Origin of the sequence: Serratia sp. CY55921 (assembly GCF_052167655.1) — a bacterium.
Classification (GTDB): Bacteria; Pseudomonadota; Gammaproteobacteria; order Enterobacterales; family Enterobacteriaceae; genus Serratia; species Serratia ureilytica.
Map to the genome: position 1 here is coordinate 2155653 of NZ_JBJNMU010000001.1, position 13799 is coordinate 2169451.

At 62.9% G+C, this 13799-nt stretch carries 18 protein-coding genes; 11 read left to right on the plus strand and 7 right to left on the minus strand.

All coding sequences use genetic code 11. The features are described from left to right. Positions 1 to 155: 155 nt before the first annotated feature. Both moeA and moeB read left to right on the plus strand, forming a co-directional pair. Positions 156 to 1394, plus strand: a complete 1239-nt coding sequence (moeA, locus tag ACJ8M3_RS10380) for a molybdopterin molybdotransferase MoeA (RefSeq protein ID WP_089196793.1) — start codon at positions 156 to 158, stop codon at positions 1392 to 1394. A gap of 2 nt (positions 1395 to 1396) precedes the next feature. After that, positions 1397 to 2152, plus strand: coding sequence for a molybdopterin-synthase adenylyltransferase MoeB (gene moeB / locus ACJ8M3_RS10385; RefSeq protein ID WP_033642431.1), 756 nt, complete (start codon positions 1397 to 1399; stop codon positions 2150 to 2152). A gap of 51 nt (positions 2153 to 2203) precedes the next feature. Here moeB and ACJ8M3_RS10390 read toward each other — a convergent pair whose 3' ends face one another. Further along, complete coding sequence (locus ACJ8M3_RS10390) at positions 2204 to 3796, minus strand: ABC-F family ATPase (protein ID WP_033642430.1); 1593 nt, start codon at positions 3794 to 3796, stop codon at positions 2204 to 2206. A gap of 136 nt (positions 3797 to 3932) precedes the next feature. Further along, complete coding sequence (locus ACJ8M3_RS10395; protein ID WP_033650586.1) at positions 3933 to 4160, minus strand: tautomerase family protein; 228 nt, start codon at positions 4158 to 4160, stop codon at positions 3933 to 3935. 63 nt (positions 4161 to 4223) lie between these two features. Here ACJ8M3_RS10395 and ACJ8M3_RS10400 point away from each other — a divergent pair, with 63 nt between their 5' ends. Together ACJ8M3_RS10400 and ACJ8M3_RS10405 are read left to right on the plus strand one after the other, a co-directional pair. Further along, on the plus strand, positions 4224 to 4691 hold the full coding sequence (locus tag ACJ8M3_RS10400) for a winged helix-turn-helix transcriptional regulator (RefSeq protein ID WP_033642428.1): 468 nt from the start codon (positions 4224 to 4226) through the stop codon (positions 4689 to 4691). 58 nt (positions 4692 to 4749) lie between these two features. Next, positions 4750 to 5181, plus strand: coding sequence for a hypothetical protein (locus ACJ8M3_RS10405; RefSeq protein WP_019454439.1), 432 nt, complete (start codon positions 4750 to 4752; stop codon positions 5179 to 5181). Here ACJ8M3_RS10405 and cynR read toward each other — a convergent pair. Then, the gene (gene cynR, locus ACJ8M3_RS10410; protein WP_089196792.1) at positions 5105 to 6055 is read right to left on the minus strand and encodes a transcriptional regulator CynR; all 951 of its coding nucleotides are present in this window, start codon (positions 6053 to 6055) and stop codon (positions 5105 to 5107) included. The genes ACJ8M3_RS10405 and cynR overlap by 77 nt on opposite strands. 111 nt (positions 6056 to 6166) lie before the next feature. On the opposite strand from cynR, the gene ACJ8M3_RS10415 reads away from it, so the two are divergent. From ACJ8M3_RS10415 to ACJ8M3_RS10430, 4 genes are all read left to right on the plus strand, one after another. Beyond that, positions 6167 to 6820, plus strand: a complete 654-nt coding sequence (locus ACJ8M3_RS10415) for a carbonic anhydrase (RefSeq protein ID WP_033642426.1) — start codon at positions 6167 to 6169, stop codon at positions 6818 to 6820. Positions 6821 to 6839: 19 nt separating this feature from the next. Further along, on the plus strand, positions 6840 to 7310 hold the full coding sequence (cynS, locus tag ACJ8M3_RS10420) for a cyanase (RefSeq protein WP_033650583.1): 471 nt from the start codon (positions 6840 to 6842) through the stop codon (positions 7308 to 7310). 233 nt (positions 7311 to 7543) lie between these two features. Further along, positions 7544 to 7801 carry a YjhX family toxin gene (locus ACJ8M3_RS10425; protein WP_004939031.1) on the plus strand — a complete coding sequence of 86 codons (258 nt, stop codon included), beginning with the start codon at positions 7544 to 7546 and terminating at the stop codon, positions 7799 to 7801. Positions 7802 to 7863: 62 nt separating this feature from the next. Continuing rightward, positions 7864 to 8370 carry a GNAT family N-acetyltransferase gene (locus ACJ8M3_RS10430; RefSeq protein ID WP_342171301.1) on the plus strand — a complete coding sequence of 169 codons (507 nt, stop codon included), beginning with the start codon at positions 7864 to 7866 and terminating at the stop codon, positions 8368 to 8370. 32 nt (positions 8371 to 8402) lie between these two features. Here ACJ8M3_RS10430 and ACJ8M3_RS10435 read toward each other — a convergent pair whose 3' ends face one another. Both ACJ8M3_RS10435 and ACJ8M3_RS10440 read right to left on the minus strand, forming a co-directional pair. Next, positions 8403 to 8900: an AAA family ATPase gene (locus ACJ8M3_RS10435; protein ID WP_060659748.1), complete on the minus strand. Its 498-nt coding sequence runs from the start codon at positions 8898 to 8900 to the stop codon at positions 8403 to 8405. A 168-nt stretch (positions 8901 to 9068) separates the two neighbouring features. Then, positions 9069 to 9965: a LysR family transcriptional regulator gene (locus ACJ8M3_RS10440; RefSeq protein ID WP_060659749.1), complete on the minus strand. Its 897-nt coding sequence runs from the start codon at positions 9963 to 9965 to the stop codon at positions 9069 to 9071. Positions 9966 to 10097: 132 nt separating this feature from the next. Here ACJ8M3_RS10440 and ACJ8M3_RS10445 point away from each other — a divergent pair, with 132 nt between their 5' ends. Beyond that, positions 10098 to 10829: an isochorismatase family protein gene (locus tag ACJ8M3_RS10445; RefSeq protein ID WP_197760137.1), complete on the plus strand. Its 732-nt coding sequence runs from the start codon at positions 10098 to 10100 to the stop codon at positions 10827 to 10829. A 35-nt stretch (positions 10830 to 10864) separates the two neighbouring features. Here the strand turns inward: ACJ8M3_RS10445 and ACJ8M3_RS10450 are convergent, their stop codons facing one another. Beyond that, on the minus strand, positions 10865 to 11212 hold the full coding sequence (locus tag ACJ8M3_RS10450) for an antibiotic biosynthesis monooxygenase family protein (RefSeq protein WP_060440380.1): 348 nt from the start codon (positions 11210 to 11212) through the stop codon (positions 10865 to 10867). Between the two features lie 12 nt (positions 11213 to 11224). Next, positions 11225 to 12244 (minus strand): cytochrome P450, encoded by a 1020-nt coding sequence (locus ACJ8M3_RS10455; RefSeq protein WP_060659751.1) that lies wholly within the window; start codon positions 12242 to 12244, stop codon positions 11225 to 11227. A gap of 80 nt (positions 12245 to 12324) precedes the next feature. On the opposite strand from ACJ8M3_RS10455, the gene ACJ8M3_RS10460 reads away from it, so the two are divergent. Together ACJ8M3_RS10460 and ACJ8M3_RS10465 are read left to right on the plus strand one after the other, a co-directional pair. Beyond that, a complete protein-coding gene (locus ACJ8M3_RS10460) occupies positions 12325 to 13008 on the plus strand; it encodes an ArsR/SmtB family transcription factor (RefSeq protein ID WP_442514663.1) in 684 nt (227 codons plus the stop codon). 74 nt (positions 13009 to 13082) lie between these two features. Beyond that, positions 13083 to 13790 carry a glutathione S-transferase N-terminal domain-containing protein gene (locus ACJ8M3_RS10465; RefSeq protein ID WP_033642416.1) on the plus strand — a complete coding sequence of 236 codons (708 nt, stop codon included), beginning with the start codon at positions 13083 to 13085 and terminating at the stop codon, positions 13788 to 13790. Positions 13791 to 13799 lie beyond the last annotated feature (9 nt).

The following is a 13799-nucleotide window of genomic DNA, read 5'->3' on the forward strand; positions in this document are numbered from 1 at the left end:
TGATCCTCCTCTGTTTTACGCAGTTTATACCCGATCGCCCCAGCGCCGCAGTGCGAAAGATGGCGGGCATAACCCGTTCTCCCCCCCGGCGTTCTCTGCCATAATACCCGCACTTTGTCGCTATCATTGCGCACCCTGATTACGGAGTTCCCCTTATGGATCATTGCCATACTTCCGATCTCATCTCCCTGGAGCAAGCGCTGGAAAAAATGCTCGGGCAGATCGCCCCGCTGCAACAGACCGAATCCGTCGCGCTGACCGCCGCCGCCGGCCGCATCACCGCCGCGCCGGTGGTCTCGCCCCTCGACGTGCCGCCGTTCACCAACTCGGCGATGGACGGCTATGCGGTGCGCCTCGCCGATCTGGCGGCCAATGCGCCGCTGCCGGTCGCCGGGAAAGCCTTCGCCGGCGCGCCGTTCGACGGTGAATGGCCGGCCAACAGCTGCGTGCGCATCATGACCGGCGCGCCGATCCCGCCCGGGGCGGACGCGGTGATCATGCAAGAGCAGGCCGAAGTGAGCGACCAGGGCGTGCGTTTTACCGCCCCGGTAGAAGCCGGCCAGAATATCCGTTTGGCGGGTGAAGACATTCGCCAAGGCGCCAGCGTGTTGCCGGCCGGCGTGAAGCTGGGCGCCGCGCAGCTGCCGCTGCTGGCCTCGCTCGGGGTCGCCGAAGTGCAGGTGATGCGTAAGCTGAAGGTGGCGGTGTTCTCCACCGGCGACGAACTGCAGCCGGTCGGCCAGCCGCTGCAGGCGGGCCAGATCTATGACACCAACCGCTTCGCGGTGCGCCTGATGCTGGAGCAGCTGGGCTGCGACGTGCTCGATCTCGGCATTATCCGCGACGATCGCGATGCGCTGCGCGCCGCCTTCGAACAAGCGGACAGCCAGGCCGACGTAGTGATCAGCAGCGGCGGCGTCTCGGTCGGCGAAGCCGACTACACCAAACAGATGCTCGACGAGCTGGGCCAGGTCAGCTTCTGGAAGCTGGCGATCAAACCCGGCAAACCGTTCGCCTTCGGCAAACTGGGCCACGCCTGGTTCTGCGGCCTGCCGGGCAACCCGGTTTCCGCCGCCCTGACCTTCTACCAACTGGTGCAACCGCTGCTGGCGAAGCTGGCCGGCCACAGCGACTGGCGCCTGCCGCCGCGCTTGCGCGCGCGGGCGCTGACGCCGCTGAAGAAATCGCCGGGCCGCCTCGATTTTCAGCGCGGCGTGTTCAGCAGCAACGCCGCGGGCGAACTGGAGGTGAGCACCACCGGCCACCAGGGCTCGCACGTCTTCAGCTCCTACAGCCAGGGCAACTGTTTCATCGTGCTGGAGCGCGAACGCGGTTCGGTGGCGGCGGGTGAAACGGTGGAGATTGAGCCTTTCAACGCCCTGCTGAGGAGCTGAACATGTTGCCGGAATTGACCGATGCCGAAGCGCTGCGCTACAACCGCCAGATCGTGCTGCGCGGCTTTGACTTCGACGGCCAGGAGAAGCTGAAGGCCGCCCGCGTGCTGATCGCCGGGCTGGGCGGGCTGGGCTGCGCCGCCGCGCCTTATCTGGCGGCAGCCGGGGTCGGCCATCTGGTGCTGGTGGATTTCGACACCGTCTCGCTCTCCAATCTGCAGCGCCAGATCCTGCACCGCGACGATCGCATCGGCCAGAGCAAAGTCGCCTCCGCCAGGCAGGAACTGAGCGCCATCAATCCGCATATCCGCATCGACGCCATCGACGGTCGTCTGGAAGACGATGCGGTTACAGCAGAGATCGCCGCCTGCGATCTGGTGCTGGACTGCACCGATAATGTGGCGGCGCGCGACGCGCTGAACCGCCTGTGCCACGCGCAGCAGAGGCCGCTGGTTTCCGGCGCGGCGATCCGCATGGAGGGCCAGCTCAGCGTGTTCACCTATCAGCCGGGCGAGCCCTGCTACCGCTGCCTGAGCCGGTTGTTCGGCGACAGCGCCCTCACCTGCGTCGAAGCGGGCGTGATGGCGCCGCTGGTCGGCACTATCGGCACCCTGCAGGCGATGGAAGCCATCAAGCTGCTGGCCGAGTATGGTCAACCGCTGCGCGGCAAGCTGTTGATGTTCGATGCGATGAGCATGCAGTTCCGCGAGATGAAACTGCCGAAGGATCCGCACTGCGAGGTGTGCGGCGGAGAATGACGGATAAAAAAAGGGCGGGGTAATTCCCGCCCTGATGCGTTGCCGCGAGGGTTATACGATGCCCTGGCTGCGCAGATAGTCTTCGTAGTTGCCGGTAAAGTCGATCACCTTGTTCGGGGTGATTTCCAGAATACGCGTCGCCAGCGAGCTGACGAACTCACGGTCGTGGGAGACGAAGATCAGCGTGCCTTCGTACATCTCCAGCGCCATGTTCAGCGATTCGATGGATTCCATATCCAGGTGGTTGGTCGGTTCGTCCATCACCAGAATATTTGGGCGCTGCATCATCAGCTTGCCGAACAGCATGCGACCCTTCTCACCACCGGACAGCACCTTCACTTTCTTCTTGATGTCGTCCTGGCTGAACAGCAGACGGCCCAGCACGCTGCGCACCGCCTGCTCGTCGTCTTTTTCCTGCTTCCACTGGCTCATCCAGTCGAACACGGTCAGGGTGTCGTCGAACTCGTATTCGTGATCCTGCGCGTAGTAACCGATACGGGCGTTTTCCGACCATTTCACGGTGCCGCTGTCCGGCTGTGCGTCGCCCACCAGCGTTTTCAGCAGGGTGGTTTTACCGATGCCGTTGGCGCCCAGCACCGCGACCTTCTCGCCCACTTCCACCATCAGGTTCAGCTTGCTGAACAACGGGCCTTCATCGAAGCCCTTGGTGAGCGCTTCCACTTCCAGCGCATTACGGAACAGCTTCTTGTCCTGCTCGAAGCGGATGAACGGGTTCTGGCGGCTGGAGGCTTTCACCTCTTCCAGCTGGATCTTGTCGATCTGGCGAGCGCGCGAGGTGGCCTGCTTGGATTTGGAGGCGTTGGCGCTGAAGCGGCTGACGAACGATTGCAGCTCATTGATCTGCGCCTTCTTCTTGGCGTTGTCCGCCAGCAGACGCTCGCGCGCCTGGGTGGCGGCGGTCATGTATTCGTCGTAGTTGCCCGGGTAAACGCGCAGTTCGCCGTAGTCCAGATCCGCCATGTGGGTGCAGACCATGTTCAGGAAGTGACGGTCGTGCGAGATGATGATCATGGTGCTGTTGCGCTCGTTGAGCACGTTTTCCAGCCAGCGAATGGTGTCGATGTCCAGGTTGTTGGTCGGTTCGTCGAGCAGCAGGATTTCCGGATCGGAGAACAGCGCCTGCGCCAGCAACACGCGCAGCTTCCAGCCCGGCGCGATTTCGCTCATCGGGCCATAGTGCTGCTCAACCGGAATACCCACGCCAAGCAGCAGTTCGCCGGCGCGCGCTTCGGCGCTGTAGCCGTCCATTTCGCCGTAGGCCACTTCCAGATCGGCCACTTTATAGCCGTCTTCTTCGCTCATCTCCGCCAATGCGTAGATGCGGTCGCGCTCTTCCTTCACCGCCCACAGTTCGGTGTGGCCCATGATCACGGTATCCAGCACGCTGTACTGCTCAAAGGCGAACTGATCCTGACGCAGTTTACCCAGGCGCTCGTTCGGATCGAGGAACACGTTGCCGCCGCTCGGCGCCAGATCGCCGCCGAGGATTTTCATAAAGGTGGACTTGCCGCAGCCGTTGGCGCCGATCAGGCCGTAACGGTTGCCGCCGCCGAATTTGACAGAGATGTTTTCAAACAACGGCTTACTGCCGAACTGCATGGTGATGTTGTTAGTGCTTAACACAGCGCTCGCTCTTTATACATAGGGAATGTGATTTGGCGCGCATTATGCCACAACGGGGTGCAGAGATCGCGGGAAGTTTCGGTGACATTTTGAGCGCCTGCGGCATCCGATCCTTTTCGCAGGCGGCATAGCTGAATTAACGCGGCGGGAACTTCGCGGCAATCATCGCCGCCGTCGGCTGCACGCCGCCCAGGCTCCATTGTTCGGGCGCATGTTCATCGATTCGGACCCAAACCGACTGCCTGAACGCCGGATCGCCTCGCCCTTCTATCTCCACCAACAGTTCGGTAATGCGGGACAGCAATTCGCTTTTTTGCCGTTCATCCAGCATGCCTTTCACCGTTTGCACATTAACAAATGGCATTATACTCTCCTTGAATATAGATAAGTCTAAAAACAAGACTTAGATTAGCGAAGGAAAATGCCCATGTCAAAATCTCCCGATCTCCCTACCGTTTCTCTTGCCCTGTGCGGGCTGGCGCAGGCCGCGGATCTGCTTGGCGATCGCTGGACGTTACTGATCCTGCGCGAGTCATTCTACGGCGTCCGCCGTTTTGAAGAGCTGCGCGAGAATATCGGCGCTTCACGCCAGGCGTTGAGCAACCGTCTGAATGCCATGGTAGAACAAGAACTGTTGGCCAAACGCGCTTACCGGGAGCCGGGCGAGCGTGAACGACATGAATATGTCTTGACGGACAAGGGGCGCAGCCTGGGGCCCATCCTGGTTGCGCTGATGGCGTGGGGCCACCGGCATATTCTGCATGACAGCCCCCACGTTCAACTGGTGGATAAACGCAGCGGGCTGCCGGTGCAGCTGGCATTTATCGATGCGCAGGCGCACGTAGTGCCTGAAGACGCGCTGCAAATGTCGGCCGTTGAGCTCCCCCCGGCCTGACTTACCCATTCTGGTCTACGCTTGATACCAGACTGATTTAGGACAAGGATGCTGAACCATGCCACACCTCTATAACACCGCGCTGCTGATCGGCGCCGCGCTGAGCGCCATCGCCGCCCTGCTGCATATTTGGGTGATCGCCGCCGGGCCGCGCGGCTATCGACTGTGCGGCGCTGGCGATCGCTTCATTAAGGCGGCGGAAGCGGGTAAAAAGTTCCCGGCCGTCGTCACCGCTGGTATCGCGCTGGTGCTGTTTATTTGGGCGCTGTATGCGCTGTCCGGCGCGGGCCTGATCGCGCCGCTGCCGCTGCTGCGGCCCGCGCTGTTTATCATCACCTTTATCTACCTGCTGCGCGGTGTCGCCGGCCCTTTCGCCCTGCGCGATACCGGACGCAGCCAACGCTTCATCGTCGTCAGCTCGCTGATTTGCCTCGGCTTCGGGCTGGTGCATCTGCTGGGGATGACGCAGCGCTGGAGTGCGTTGGCGTAACGCCCTGTTGCTGCAAGACGGCGATAAACGCCTGCGCGGCGGCGCTGCGGTAAGCGCCTTGGCGCTGCAGCAATACCGCCTGACGGGCCGGCATGGCGTTGGCCAGCGCCACCTTTTTCAACTGCCGGTTCTCGCGCGCAATCGCGGCCGGCAACAGCGTGGCGAGCTGCCCGCGCCGCACGATCTCGACGATGGCGCCCAGCGCATTGGCCTCTACCGCCACCTGCGGCCGAAACCCCAACTGCGTGCAGTAGCGATCGATAAACTGACGCGTGGCGAAGTCGCCGCTCAGCAAGGCCAGCGGCAGATGTCGCCACTCCGCCAGCGTCAGCGGCCGACGCCGCGCCGCCAGGGGATGATCGGCGCCGACCATCAGCTCCAGCGTCTCGCTGAACAACGGCATCGCTTCCACGTCAGCCGACTGCGCCATCTCAAAGGCAATCCCCAGATCCAGCCGATCCTGCGCCAGCAGCGCCTCGATCCGCTCTTGCGCCATCTCCTCAATGCTCAGCGTAATCCCCGGGTAGCGGCGATAGAACGCATCGATCGTCGGCCCCACCAGATAGGCAGTGAACGTCGGGGTCATCGCCAGCCGCAAATGGCCGCGCGCCAGCGTCGCCACGTCATGGATCGCCCGCGCGCCGGCGTCCAGATCCTGCAGCGCCAGGCGCGCATAGCGCATCCAGGCCTCACCGGCGTCGGTCAGCTGCACCCTTCTGCCGCTGCGATCGAACAGCGGCGCTCCCAGCGCATCCTCCAACTGTTTGATCTGTTGGGAGAGCGTCGGTTGCGAGACGTGCAGCGCTTCGGCGGCGCGGGTGAAATTGCCCTGTTCGGCAACGGCCAGAAAATATCGGATATGTCGCAGCAGCATAGCGCCCCAGCTATTAGTAAAACCTATAGCTGGCATTATAAATGGGTCTTAGACCCTATAGCCAGAAGCGTTCATCATGCCGTCATCGCTTACCCCCCAGGGAGAAAGACAATGAAAGAGGTGATTGAAGGCTTCCTGAAGTTTCAGCGCGAAGCCTTTGTTGAACGCACGGCGCTGTTTCAGCGGCTGGCGACCCGCCAAAACCCGCGCACGCTGTTTATCTCGTGTTCCGACAGCCGCCTGGTGCCGGAGCTGGTCACCCAGCGCGAGCCGGGCGATCTGTTCGTTATCCGCAACGCCGGTAACATCGTGCCGTCTTTCGGCCCCGAACCCGGTGGGGTGACCGCCTCGGTCGAGTACGCCGTCGCCGCGCTGGGCGTGGAAGATATCGTGATCTGCGGCCATTCCGACTGCGGCGCAATGACCGCCATCGCCACCTGCCAGTGTCTGGATCACCTGCCGACGGTCGCCGGCTGGCTGCGTTACGCCGATTCCGCCAAGGCGGTCAATCAGGCTTATCCGCACGCCTGCGACGAAGCGCGGGTCGCGTCTATGGTGCGCGAGAACGTCATCGCCCAGCTCAACAACATCAAAACGCACCCTTCCGTCGCCCTGGCGCTGGATCAGGGCCGCCTGGCGTTGCACGGCTGGGTCTATGACATCGCCAGCGGCGCTATTGAGGCGCTGGACGGCGAAACCCGCCGCTTCGTGCCGCTCGCCACCCATCCCGAGGTGACCGCCACGCCGGCGATCGCCCGTTTTTAAGCCCACAAAAGGAGCCAACATGACACACTCTCTGCACAACGCCGCCCCGCGCGAAGCGCTCACCGACACCATCATGGCCGCCAAGATCCGCCATAACCTGACGTTCGAAGCGCTGGCCGAGGGCACCGGTCTCAGTCTGGCGTTCGTCACCGCCGCCCTGCTGGGGCAGCATGCGCTACCGGAACCGGCGGCGCGCACGGTGGCGGCCAAGCTGGGGCTGGATGAAGAAGCGGTGCAGCTGCTGCAAACCATCCCGCTGCGCGGCAGCATTCCCGGCGGCGTGCCGACCGACCCGACCATTTATCGTTTCTATGAAATGCTGCAGGTCTACGGCTCCACGCTGAAAGCGCTGGTGCACGAGCAGTTTGGCGACGGCATTATCAGCGCCATCAACTTCAAGCTGGATATCAAGAAGGTGCCCGATCCGGACGGCGGCGAACGCGCGGTGATCACCCTGGACGGCAAATACCTGCCGACCAAGCCTTTCTGATTGGCCTTGCGCCGGCGGCCCGCGTCGCCGGCAAATTGACAGCCAACCGGCCATTGGCTACATTAACTGCGCTGAAACGCCCCCCTGGCGTTTTTCACTGCCCGAGGCCTGTATGTTGGAGATTGTAACCACCCGATAGTCGCTTCCTTGCCGCATGGCGAGGGACTCTGACGCATCCGACGCGCGTTTGCGCGGGGATGCGCGTATCTGGGGTTATTACAGGATCTCCCAACATGAACATTTCCAAAGCGGAACAACGCGTGCTGCACGTGTTGGCCAAAGGCGGCTATATCGCCTTCACCCGCAACGACGCCGGTCGCGTCACCCACGTTGAATGCTACACCCGCGAAGGGCTCGGCCTGGCCGACTGCTCGCTGGCCGTTTTCACCAAGCTCAAAACCAAACGCCTGATCCTCTCTCGCCAGGGGCGCCCTTATCGCGTCACCTTCGCCGGGCTCAAGGCCGTGCGGGCGCAGCTGGATAACCGTTAATCATCGATACCGGCCGGGCAGGCGGCCCGGTCGGCACAGCCTTATTTAATCAGGATACAACCATGAACATCACGTTACGCCACGAAACGCCGGCCGACGTCGGCGCCATCGCCACCCTCACCGCCGCCGCATTCTTGCATGCCGAGCACAGCAGCCACACCGAGCAGTTTATCGTCAATGCGCTGCGCGCGGCGGGAGCCCTCACCCTGTCGCTGGTCGCCGAACGCAATGGCACACCGATCGGGCACGCGTCCGTCTCGCCGGTCGCACTCAGCAACGGCGCCGCCGGGTGGTACGGGCTGGCGCCGGTGTCGGTGCTGCCGGCCTGTCAGAACCAGGGGATCGGCAACCGGCTTATCCGCCAGCTGCTGGCCGAGCTGCAGGGGCGTGGCGCCGCAGGCTGCGTAGTGCTGGGCGATCCGAACTATTACGGCCGTTTCGGCTTCCAGGCACAAAGCACGCTGACCCTGCCGGGCGTGCCGCAAAACTACTTCCGCGCCGTCGCCTTCCAGGGCGCGCTGCCGTGCGCGGAGGTCACCTTCCACAACGCGTTTAACGCCGAAGCCTAACCCTGTTGCCGGCGCCGTCATGGCGCCGGTTTTCAGTCCCGTTCGCCATAACGCAAGACGGTCATCCCTTCCTCTTCCGACGGGGGAACAAAGTACTGCGCCAGGTGCTCAAACTCCGCCTCGCTCAGTGTAAACGGGTGCTCGCCGCGCGCATTTCTCAGCGTTATCCGGCTCAGGCACTGCGCATGGCTGACGTCGAGAAAGTGCAGGCAGTGCGCGACGCCGGCCTCCTCCGCCAAGGCTTTGGCCCAGCGCCGCCTGTCCGGCGTATTCATCGGGAAATCGAGCGCCACGGACCAACCGCCGCGCAGCAGCTGAACGAGGTGCCCGCCCAGCGCTCGTCGCAACCGGTCGGAACAGCGCGCGTAGTCTTGCAGGCTGGCCATCTCCTGTTCATACAGCGTCGCCAGCCACGCATCTTCGCTCAGCAACAGCGTTTGCGGCTGCTGGGCCAAACGCTGCGCCAATGTCGATTTGCCTGCGCCGGCCTTGCCGCACATCAGGTGTAAAACTGCAGGGTAGGTTTTCATGACGTTCTCCGGTCGTTGCCGGAAGGGGATAAAAAAACCCGCCTGCCGGCGGGTTTTTATTGGCGACACACGCGCTATCCCACCCTCTGGAGAAGGGTGATAATAATTTTCGCGAATGGGCGGTAGGATTTTTTCATAGCTAATGAATATGACAACCGTGCAGCGTTGTCAATTCGCCGTCATCAATCCCTGTTCTCGCACAAACTCGGTGAATAAACTCACTTTCTGCTGCACATGCCGGCGCGTCGGGTAAACCGCGAAGACCTGATGCACGTCGGCAATCTGTTCAGGGAACAGCCGCACCAGTCTGCCGGCAGCGATCTCGGGATCCGCCACAAACGACGGCAGCGAACCGATGCCCAGTCCCGCCACCAGCATATCCCGCAGCATCAGGCTGTTGTTGGCGATCAGCCGGGGAGTGAACGTCACTCTCAGGCTCTCCTCGCCGGCGGTGAACTGCCACTGCCCCGGTTTTTCCGCCAGGGAATAGGCCAGACAGCTGTGTCGCTGCAATTCCTTGGGCGTTTGCGGCACGCCGTGCTGCGCCAAATAGCCGGGCGCGGCGCAAATTCGCTGGTGCACGTCACCTAACGCCCGGGCGCTGAGGGAAGAATCCGGCAGTCGGCGGCGAATGCGCAAGGAAATATCGAACCCGGCCGCCACCACATCCAATACCCTGTCGTCCAGCGTCAGTTCCACCTGCAGCTGCGGGTAACGTTGCATAAACGGCGGCAGCAGCGGCGACAGCACCGTCAGACCGAACGAGAGCGGCGCATTGACCCGCAGCGTGCCGGAGACCTGCTGCGCGCTGGCGGCAACCGTCTGCTCCAGCGCGTCGAACTCGCCAAGCAACCGGCAGGCTTCCTGGTAATAGAGCTGCCCGGCTTCGGTCAGGCTCATGCTGCGGGTGGTGCGCACCAGCAACAGCGTTCCCAACCGACTTTCCAACTGCTTAATCTGCTTGCTCAACGCCGCCGGCGTGATCGCCAGATCCTCCGCCGCCTTATAGAAACTGTTGCGCTCAACCACGCGGCGAAAGGCGCGCATCGTCAGTAGCACGTCCATATTATGTCCTACAGGTTAATTATTAATTCAATAAAACACAGATTATTAACCTCAACAACCTCAGTAGACTTTATTCAACCACTTCCCTGAGTGGGAAGTGAATTTAATCTACTGATAATCATGGAGTTAATAATGAAAAAGACCCTGTTCGCCTTGATGCTCGGCCTGAGCGCCGCCACCGCCCCCGTCGCCGCGCTGGCGCAATCCCCCGCCGCCGATAGCCGCCAGACGGGTTATGTGCAACCGCTGACCGCCGACAACAGCCTGTTGCTGCTGGTCGATCTGCAGGACATGTTCGGCATGACCATTTCCTCTATCGATCAAACCAATCTGGTGAATAACGCCGCCGGCATCGCCAAGGCCGCCAAGGTGTTCAACGTGCCGACCATTCTGGCCTCGGCCAACGCCAAAAGCTTCGCCGGGCCGGTATTCCAGCAGGTGACGCAGGCACGTCCGGATCTGCAGGTGTACGATCGCACCGCCATCAACGTCTGGCAGGATCGGCGCGTAGTGGATCTGATTAAACAATCCGGCCGCAAGAAAATCATCATCGGCGGATTGTGGACCGCCAGCTGCGTGATGCTGCCGGCGCTGTCCGCTCTGGGCGAGGGGTATGAGGTTTATATCCTGTCGGACGTCACCGGCGACATTACGCCAGACAGCCAAAACAACGCCATGCAGCGCCTGATACAGGCGGGCGCCACGCCCATCAACTGGGTGGCGTTGATGCTGGAATGGCAGCAGGACTGGAGCCGCAAAGCCACGGCGGGAGGCGTATTGCAGATCGCCCGCGACCACGGCGCTGCCTGGGGGATGGGCGCCAGCTACGCCGGGGCGATGAAGGTGGGCAGCGAAGCGAAATAACGGACGAAGAAAGCCCGCCGGCGGCGGGCTTTTTCTCAGGTGCGGTGATAGCCACGGCTATCCTGCGGCGCCTGATCGCGTCTCTCCAACCCGTAGTCCCGCACCACCTCCGCCACCCGCAGCCGATACTGCGCCAGCACCTCGCCACGGCCGCGCGCCTGCGCCGCCCGGTGCTGCTCGAGATTGCGCCACTGCTGCACCGCTGCCTCGTCGCGCCAGAAGGAGAGCGACAGCAGGCGCGCAGGATCGGCCAGGCTTTGAAAGCGCTCGATGGAAATGAATCCGTCGATCTGCGCCAGCAGCGGCTTCAGCTCTGCCGCCAGCGCCAGATAGGTATCACGCTGCCCGTCGGCGGCCTGCAGTTCAAAAATCACGGCGATCATTATCGTTTCCTCTCAACGGTAAAACTCAGGTACGCGTGCATTGTAGGAATGGCGCCACCGCACCGATTCCAACGCCCGCTCATCAATATTCAGCGAACACAGATGCGCCACGCCGCAGCGCGCGATAATCCTCGCCCAGCGTTCGCCCGGGCAGCGGTGTGCCCCTGCGCCGAAGGCCAGTTCGCCGTCGGTGCCGAGCAACAGCAAGACGGTCTGCCCCACGCGCAGCGTACAACCGGCAAGCTGCGTCTCGCGTAAGACGAAACGGCGCGTGTTTTGGATAGGTGGCGTCAGCGCCCGCACCCGATCCAGCGCGGTGTCCACTTCGCCGTTCTGCCGTGCCAGCAAATACGCTTGCCCGAGCCAGCCCGCCGTCGCCTCACAGGCCTGAAACAGCAGGCCGAGCGCATTGGCCGACTCAAGCCGGGCGTCGCCGATCTCCCGCACTAGGGCCTGGCGCAGCACGCCATTCCCCGTCGCCAGCCGGGCACAGAGCCGCTGCGCCGCCGCAATGCCGCGTGCCAGCTGCTGCTGCGTGCCGCCGGGCGCGATACAGCGGACAAAGTCCAGGCTGTCGTCGATAAGATGTTGCCACTGCGCTTCAGGCACGCCCAACAATGCGCCGAGGGTGCAGACCGGCAACCCGTAGTTAAAGCGGGTGATCGCCGCCGCCTCGGGGGCCTTTGGCGCTAACCGCGCCGCACAGTGTGCCGCGGTTTGCTGAATCAGAGTATCGTCGCAGGAAGCTAACGCCCGCTGCAGCGCCGCCTTAAGCGTGCGATGCTCCTCGCCGTCGCGCATTCGCGCCAGCCCGGCGAACAGCGGCGCCATCGGCGTCTCCAGCAAGGCCGTCGGCACCGGCTCATCGGCCGGCCGCACGCCGAGATCGGCATTGAGCAGCGCTTCCCTCACCCACTGCGGCGTAGCGGCCACCCAACATTGCCCTGCGCTATCCCAGCTCAGGGGCGGCAAGGCGCGATAGTGCGTCTGCGGCTCGGCGGCGAGCGCGGCGGCATAAGGACATACGGACATGGTTTTCTCCCTCGGTACCAGATGGCGATAACCACAGGCTAGCAATGGACGCACAGCCATACTTCGTCTAACCTCGAAGTATGTATAACATCGAGATAGAAGATCGTTTAGCGGCGCTGAGCGCCGCCATCGCCGACCGCACCCGGGCGCGCATGCTGTGCCTGTTGATGGACGGGCGCGCCTACACCGCCACCGAGCTCAGCGCGGCGGTCGAGGTCGCTCCGTCTACCGCCAGCGCACATCTGGCGAAGCTGCTGGAGCAGCAGTTGATTGCCTGTGTCAAACAGGGGCGCTATCGCTATTTCCGACTGGCCGGGCAACCGGTGGCCGCAGCGCTGGAAGGCCTGATGGCGCTGGCGGGCGTGCCGCGCCCGTCGGTGAAAAGCCGCACGCCCACCTCGCTGCAATATGCTCGCACCTGCTACGACCATATGGCGGGCGAGGTGGCGGTGAAGCTGCACGATCGGCTGCATGCGCTGAACTGGCTGACCGGCGAGGCAAACTACCGGTTAAGCGACATCGGTCAGGCCGCGCTGGCGCGGCTGGGCGTCGATTGCTCCCCCGCGCCCACCCGCCGCCGCTTCGCCTGCGGCTGCCTGGATTGGAGCGAACGCCGATCTCACCTCGGCGGCGCGCTGGGCGCCGCGCTGTTAGCCGCCTTTATCCAACGCGGCTGGATCCTTCGCCGGCTCGACAGCCGCGAGCTGCAGCTGACCCCCGCCGGTAAAAAAGCGCTGGCCGCACATTTTGACCTCACGGTGTAACCCGGCGACAGGGTAGTTTTACTGCAATACTCTAGGGGTACGCTTAAGCGACCCCGCCAACCCGAGGAGTTTCCATGCTCGATTCCACCCAATTCCCGATCGTCAAACGCTGGCCGGCTCAGCATCCAGAACGGCTGCAGCTCTACTCTCTGCCGACGCCGAACGGCGTCAAAGTCTCCATCATGCTGGAGGAGATCGGCCTGCCTTATGAAGCGCACCTGATCGACATCGGCAACAACGAAACCTGGACGCCGGAATTCCTGGCGCTGAACCCGAACGGCAAGATCCCGGCGATCATCGATCCCGACGGCCCCGGCGGCCGGCCGCTGCCGCTGTTCGAATCCGGCGCCATTCTGCTCTACCTGGCGGAAAAGAGCGGCCGTTTCCTGCCGCAGGACCCGGCGCAGCGTTACGAAACCATTCAATGGGTGTTCTTCCAGATGGCCGCCGTCGGCCCGATGTTCGGCCAGCTCGGTTTCTTTCATAAATTCGCCGGGCGCGAATATGAAGACAAGCGGCCGCTGGAGCGCTACAAAAACGAATCGAAACGCCTGCTCGGCGTGCTGGAAACGCGACTTGAAGGCCGCGACTGGATCATGGGCGCGGAGTACACCATCGCCGATATCTCGCTGCTGGGTTGGGTGCGCAACCTGATCGGCTTCTATGAGGCGCGCGAACTGGTGGAGTTCGACAGTTTCCCTCGCGTCGCGCAGTGGCTGGAGCGCGGTCTGGCGCGCCCGGCGGTGCAGCGCGGGCTCGCTATCCCGGCGCGCGCGGCCTGATCGTCAAAC

What these genes read in the sequence shown, in the direction of transcription:
- moeA (WP_089196793.1), top strand. Translation starts at nt 156, where the DNA reads ATGGATCATTGCCATACTTCCGATCTCATCTCCCTGGAGCAAGCGCTG.
- moeB (WP_033642431.1), top strand. Translation starts at nt 1,397, where the DNA reads ATGTTGCCGGAATTGACCGATGCCGAAGCGCTGCGCTACAACCGCCAG.
- ACJ8M3_RS10395 (WP_033650586.1), bottom strand. Translation starts at nt 4,160, where the DNA reads ATGCCATTTGTTAATGTGCAAACGGTGAAAGGCATGCTGGATGAACGG.
- ACJ8M3_RS10400 (WP_033642428.1), top strand. Translation starts at nt 4,224, where the DNA reads ATGTCAAAATCTCCCGATCTCCCTACCGTTTCTCTTGCCCTGTGCGGG.
- ACJ8M3_RS10405 (WP_019454439.1), top strand. Translation starts at nt 4,750, where the DNA reads ATGCCACACCTCTATAACACCGCGCTGCTGATCGGCGCCGCGCTGAGC.
- cynR (WP_089196792.1), bottom strand. Translation starts at nt 6,055, where the DNA reads ATGCTGCTGCGACATATCCGATATTTTCTGGCCGTTGCCGAACAGGGC.
- ACJ8M3_RS10415 (WP_033642426.1), top strand. Translation starts at nt 6,167, where the DNA reads ATGAAAGAGGTGATTGAAGGCTTCCTGAAGTTTCAGCGCGAAGCCTTT.
- cynS (WP_033650583.1), top strand. Translation starts at nt 6,840, where the DNA reads ATGACACACTCTCTGCACAACGCCGCCCCGCGCGAAGCGCTCACCGAC.
- ACJ8M3_RS10425 (WP_004939031.1), top strand. Translation starts at nt 7,544, where the DNA reads ATGAACATTTCCAAAGCGGAACAACGCGTGCTGCACGTGTTGGCCAAA.
- ACJ8M3_RS10430 (WP_342171301.1), top strand. Translation starts at nt 7,864, where the DNA reads ATGAACATCACGTTACGCCACGAAACGCCGGCCGACGTCGGCGCCATC.
- ACJ8M3_RS10435 (WP_060659748.1), bottom strand. Translation starts at nt 8,900, where the DNA reads ATGAAAACCTACCCTGCAGTTTTACACCTGATGTGCGGCAAGGCCGGC.
- ACJ8M3_RS10440 (WP_060659749.1), bottom strand. Translation starts at nt 9,965, where the DNA reads ATGGACGTGCTACTGACGATGCGCGCCTTTCGCCGCGTGGTTGAGCGC.
- ACJ8M3_RS10445 (WP_197760137.1), top strand. Translation starts at nt 10,098, where the DNA reads ATGAAAAAGACCCTGTTCGCCTTGATGCTCGGCCTGAGCGCCGCCACC.
- ACJ8M3_RS10450 (WP_060440380.1), bottom strand. Translation starts at nt 11,212, where the DNA reads ATGATCGCCGTGATTTTTGAACTGCAGGCCGCCGACGGGCAGCGTGAT.
- ACJ8M3_RS10455 (WP_060659751.1), bottom strand. Translation starts at nt 12,244, where the DNA reads ATGTCCGTATGTCCTTATGCCGCCGCGCTCGCCGCCGAGCCGCAGACG.
- ACJ8M3_RS10460 (WP_442514663.1), top strand. Translation starts at nt 12,325, where the DNA reads ATGTATAACATCGAGATAGAAGATCGTTTAGCGGCGCTGAGCGCCGCC.
- ACJ8M3_RS10465 (WP_033642416.1), top strand. Translation starts at nt 13,083, where the DNA reads ATGCTCGATTCCACCCAATTCCCGATCGTCAAACGCTGGCCGGCTCAG.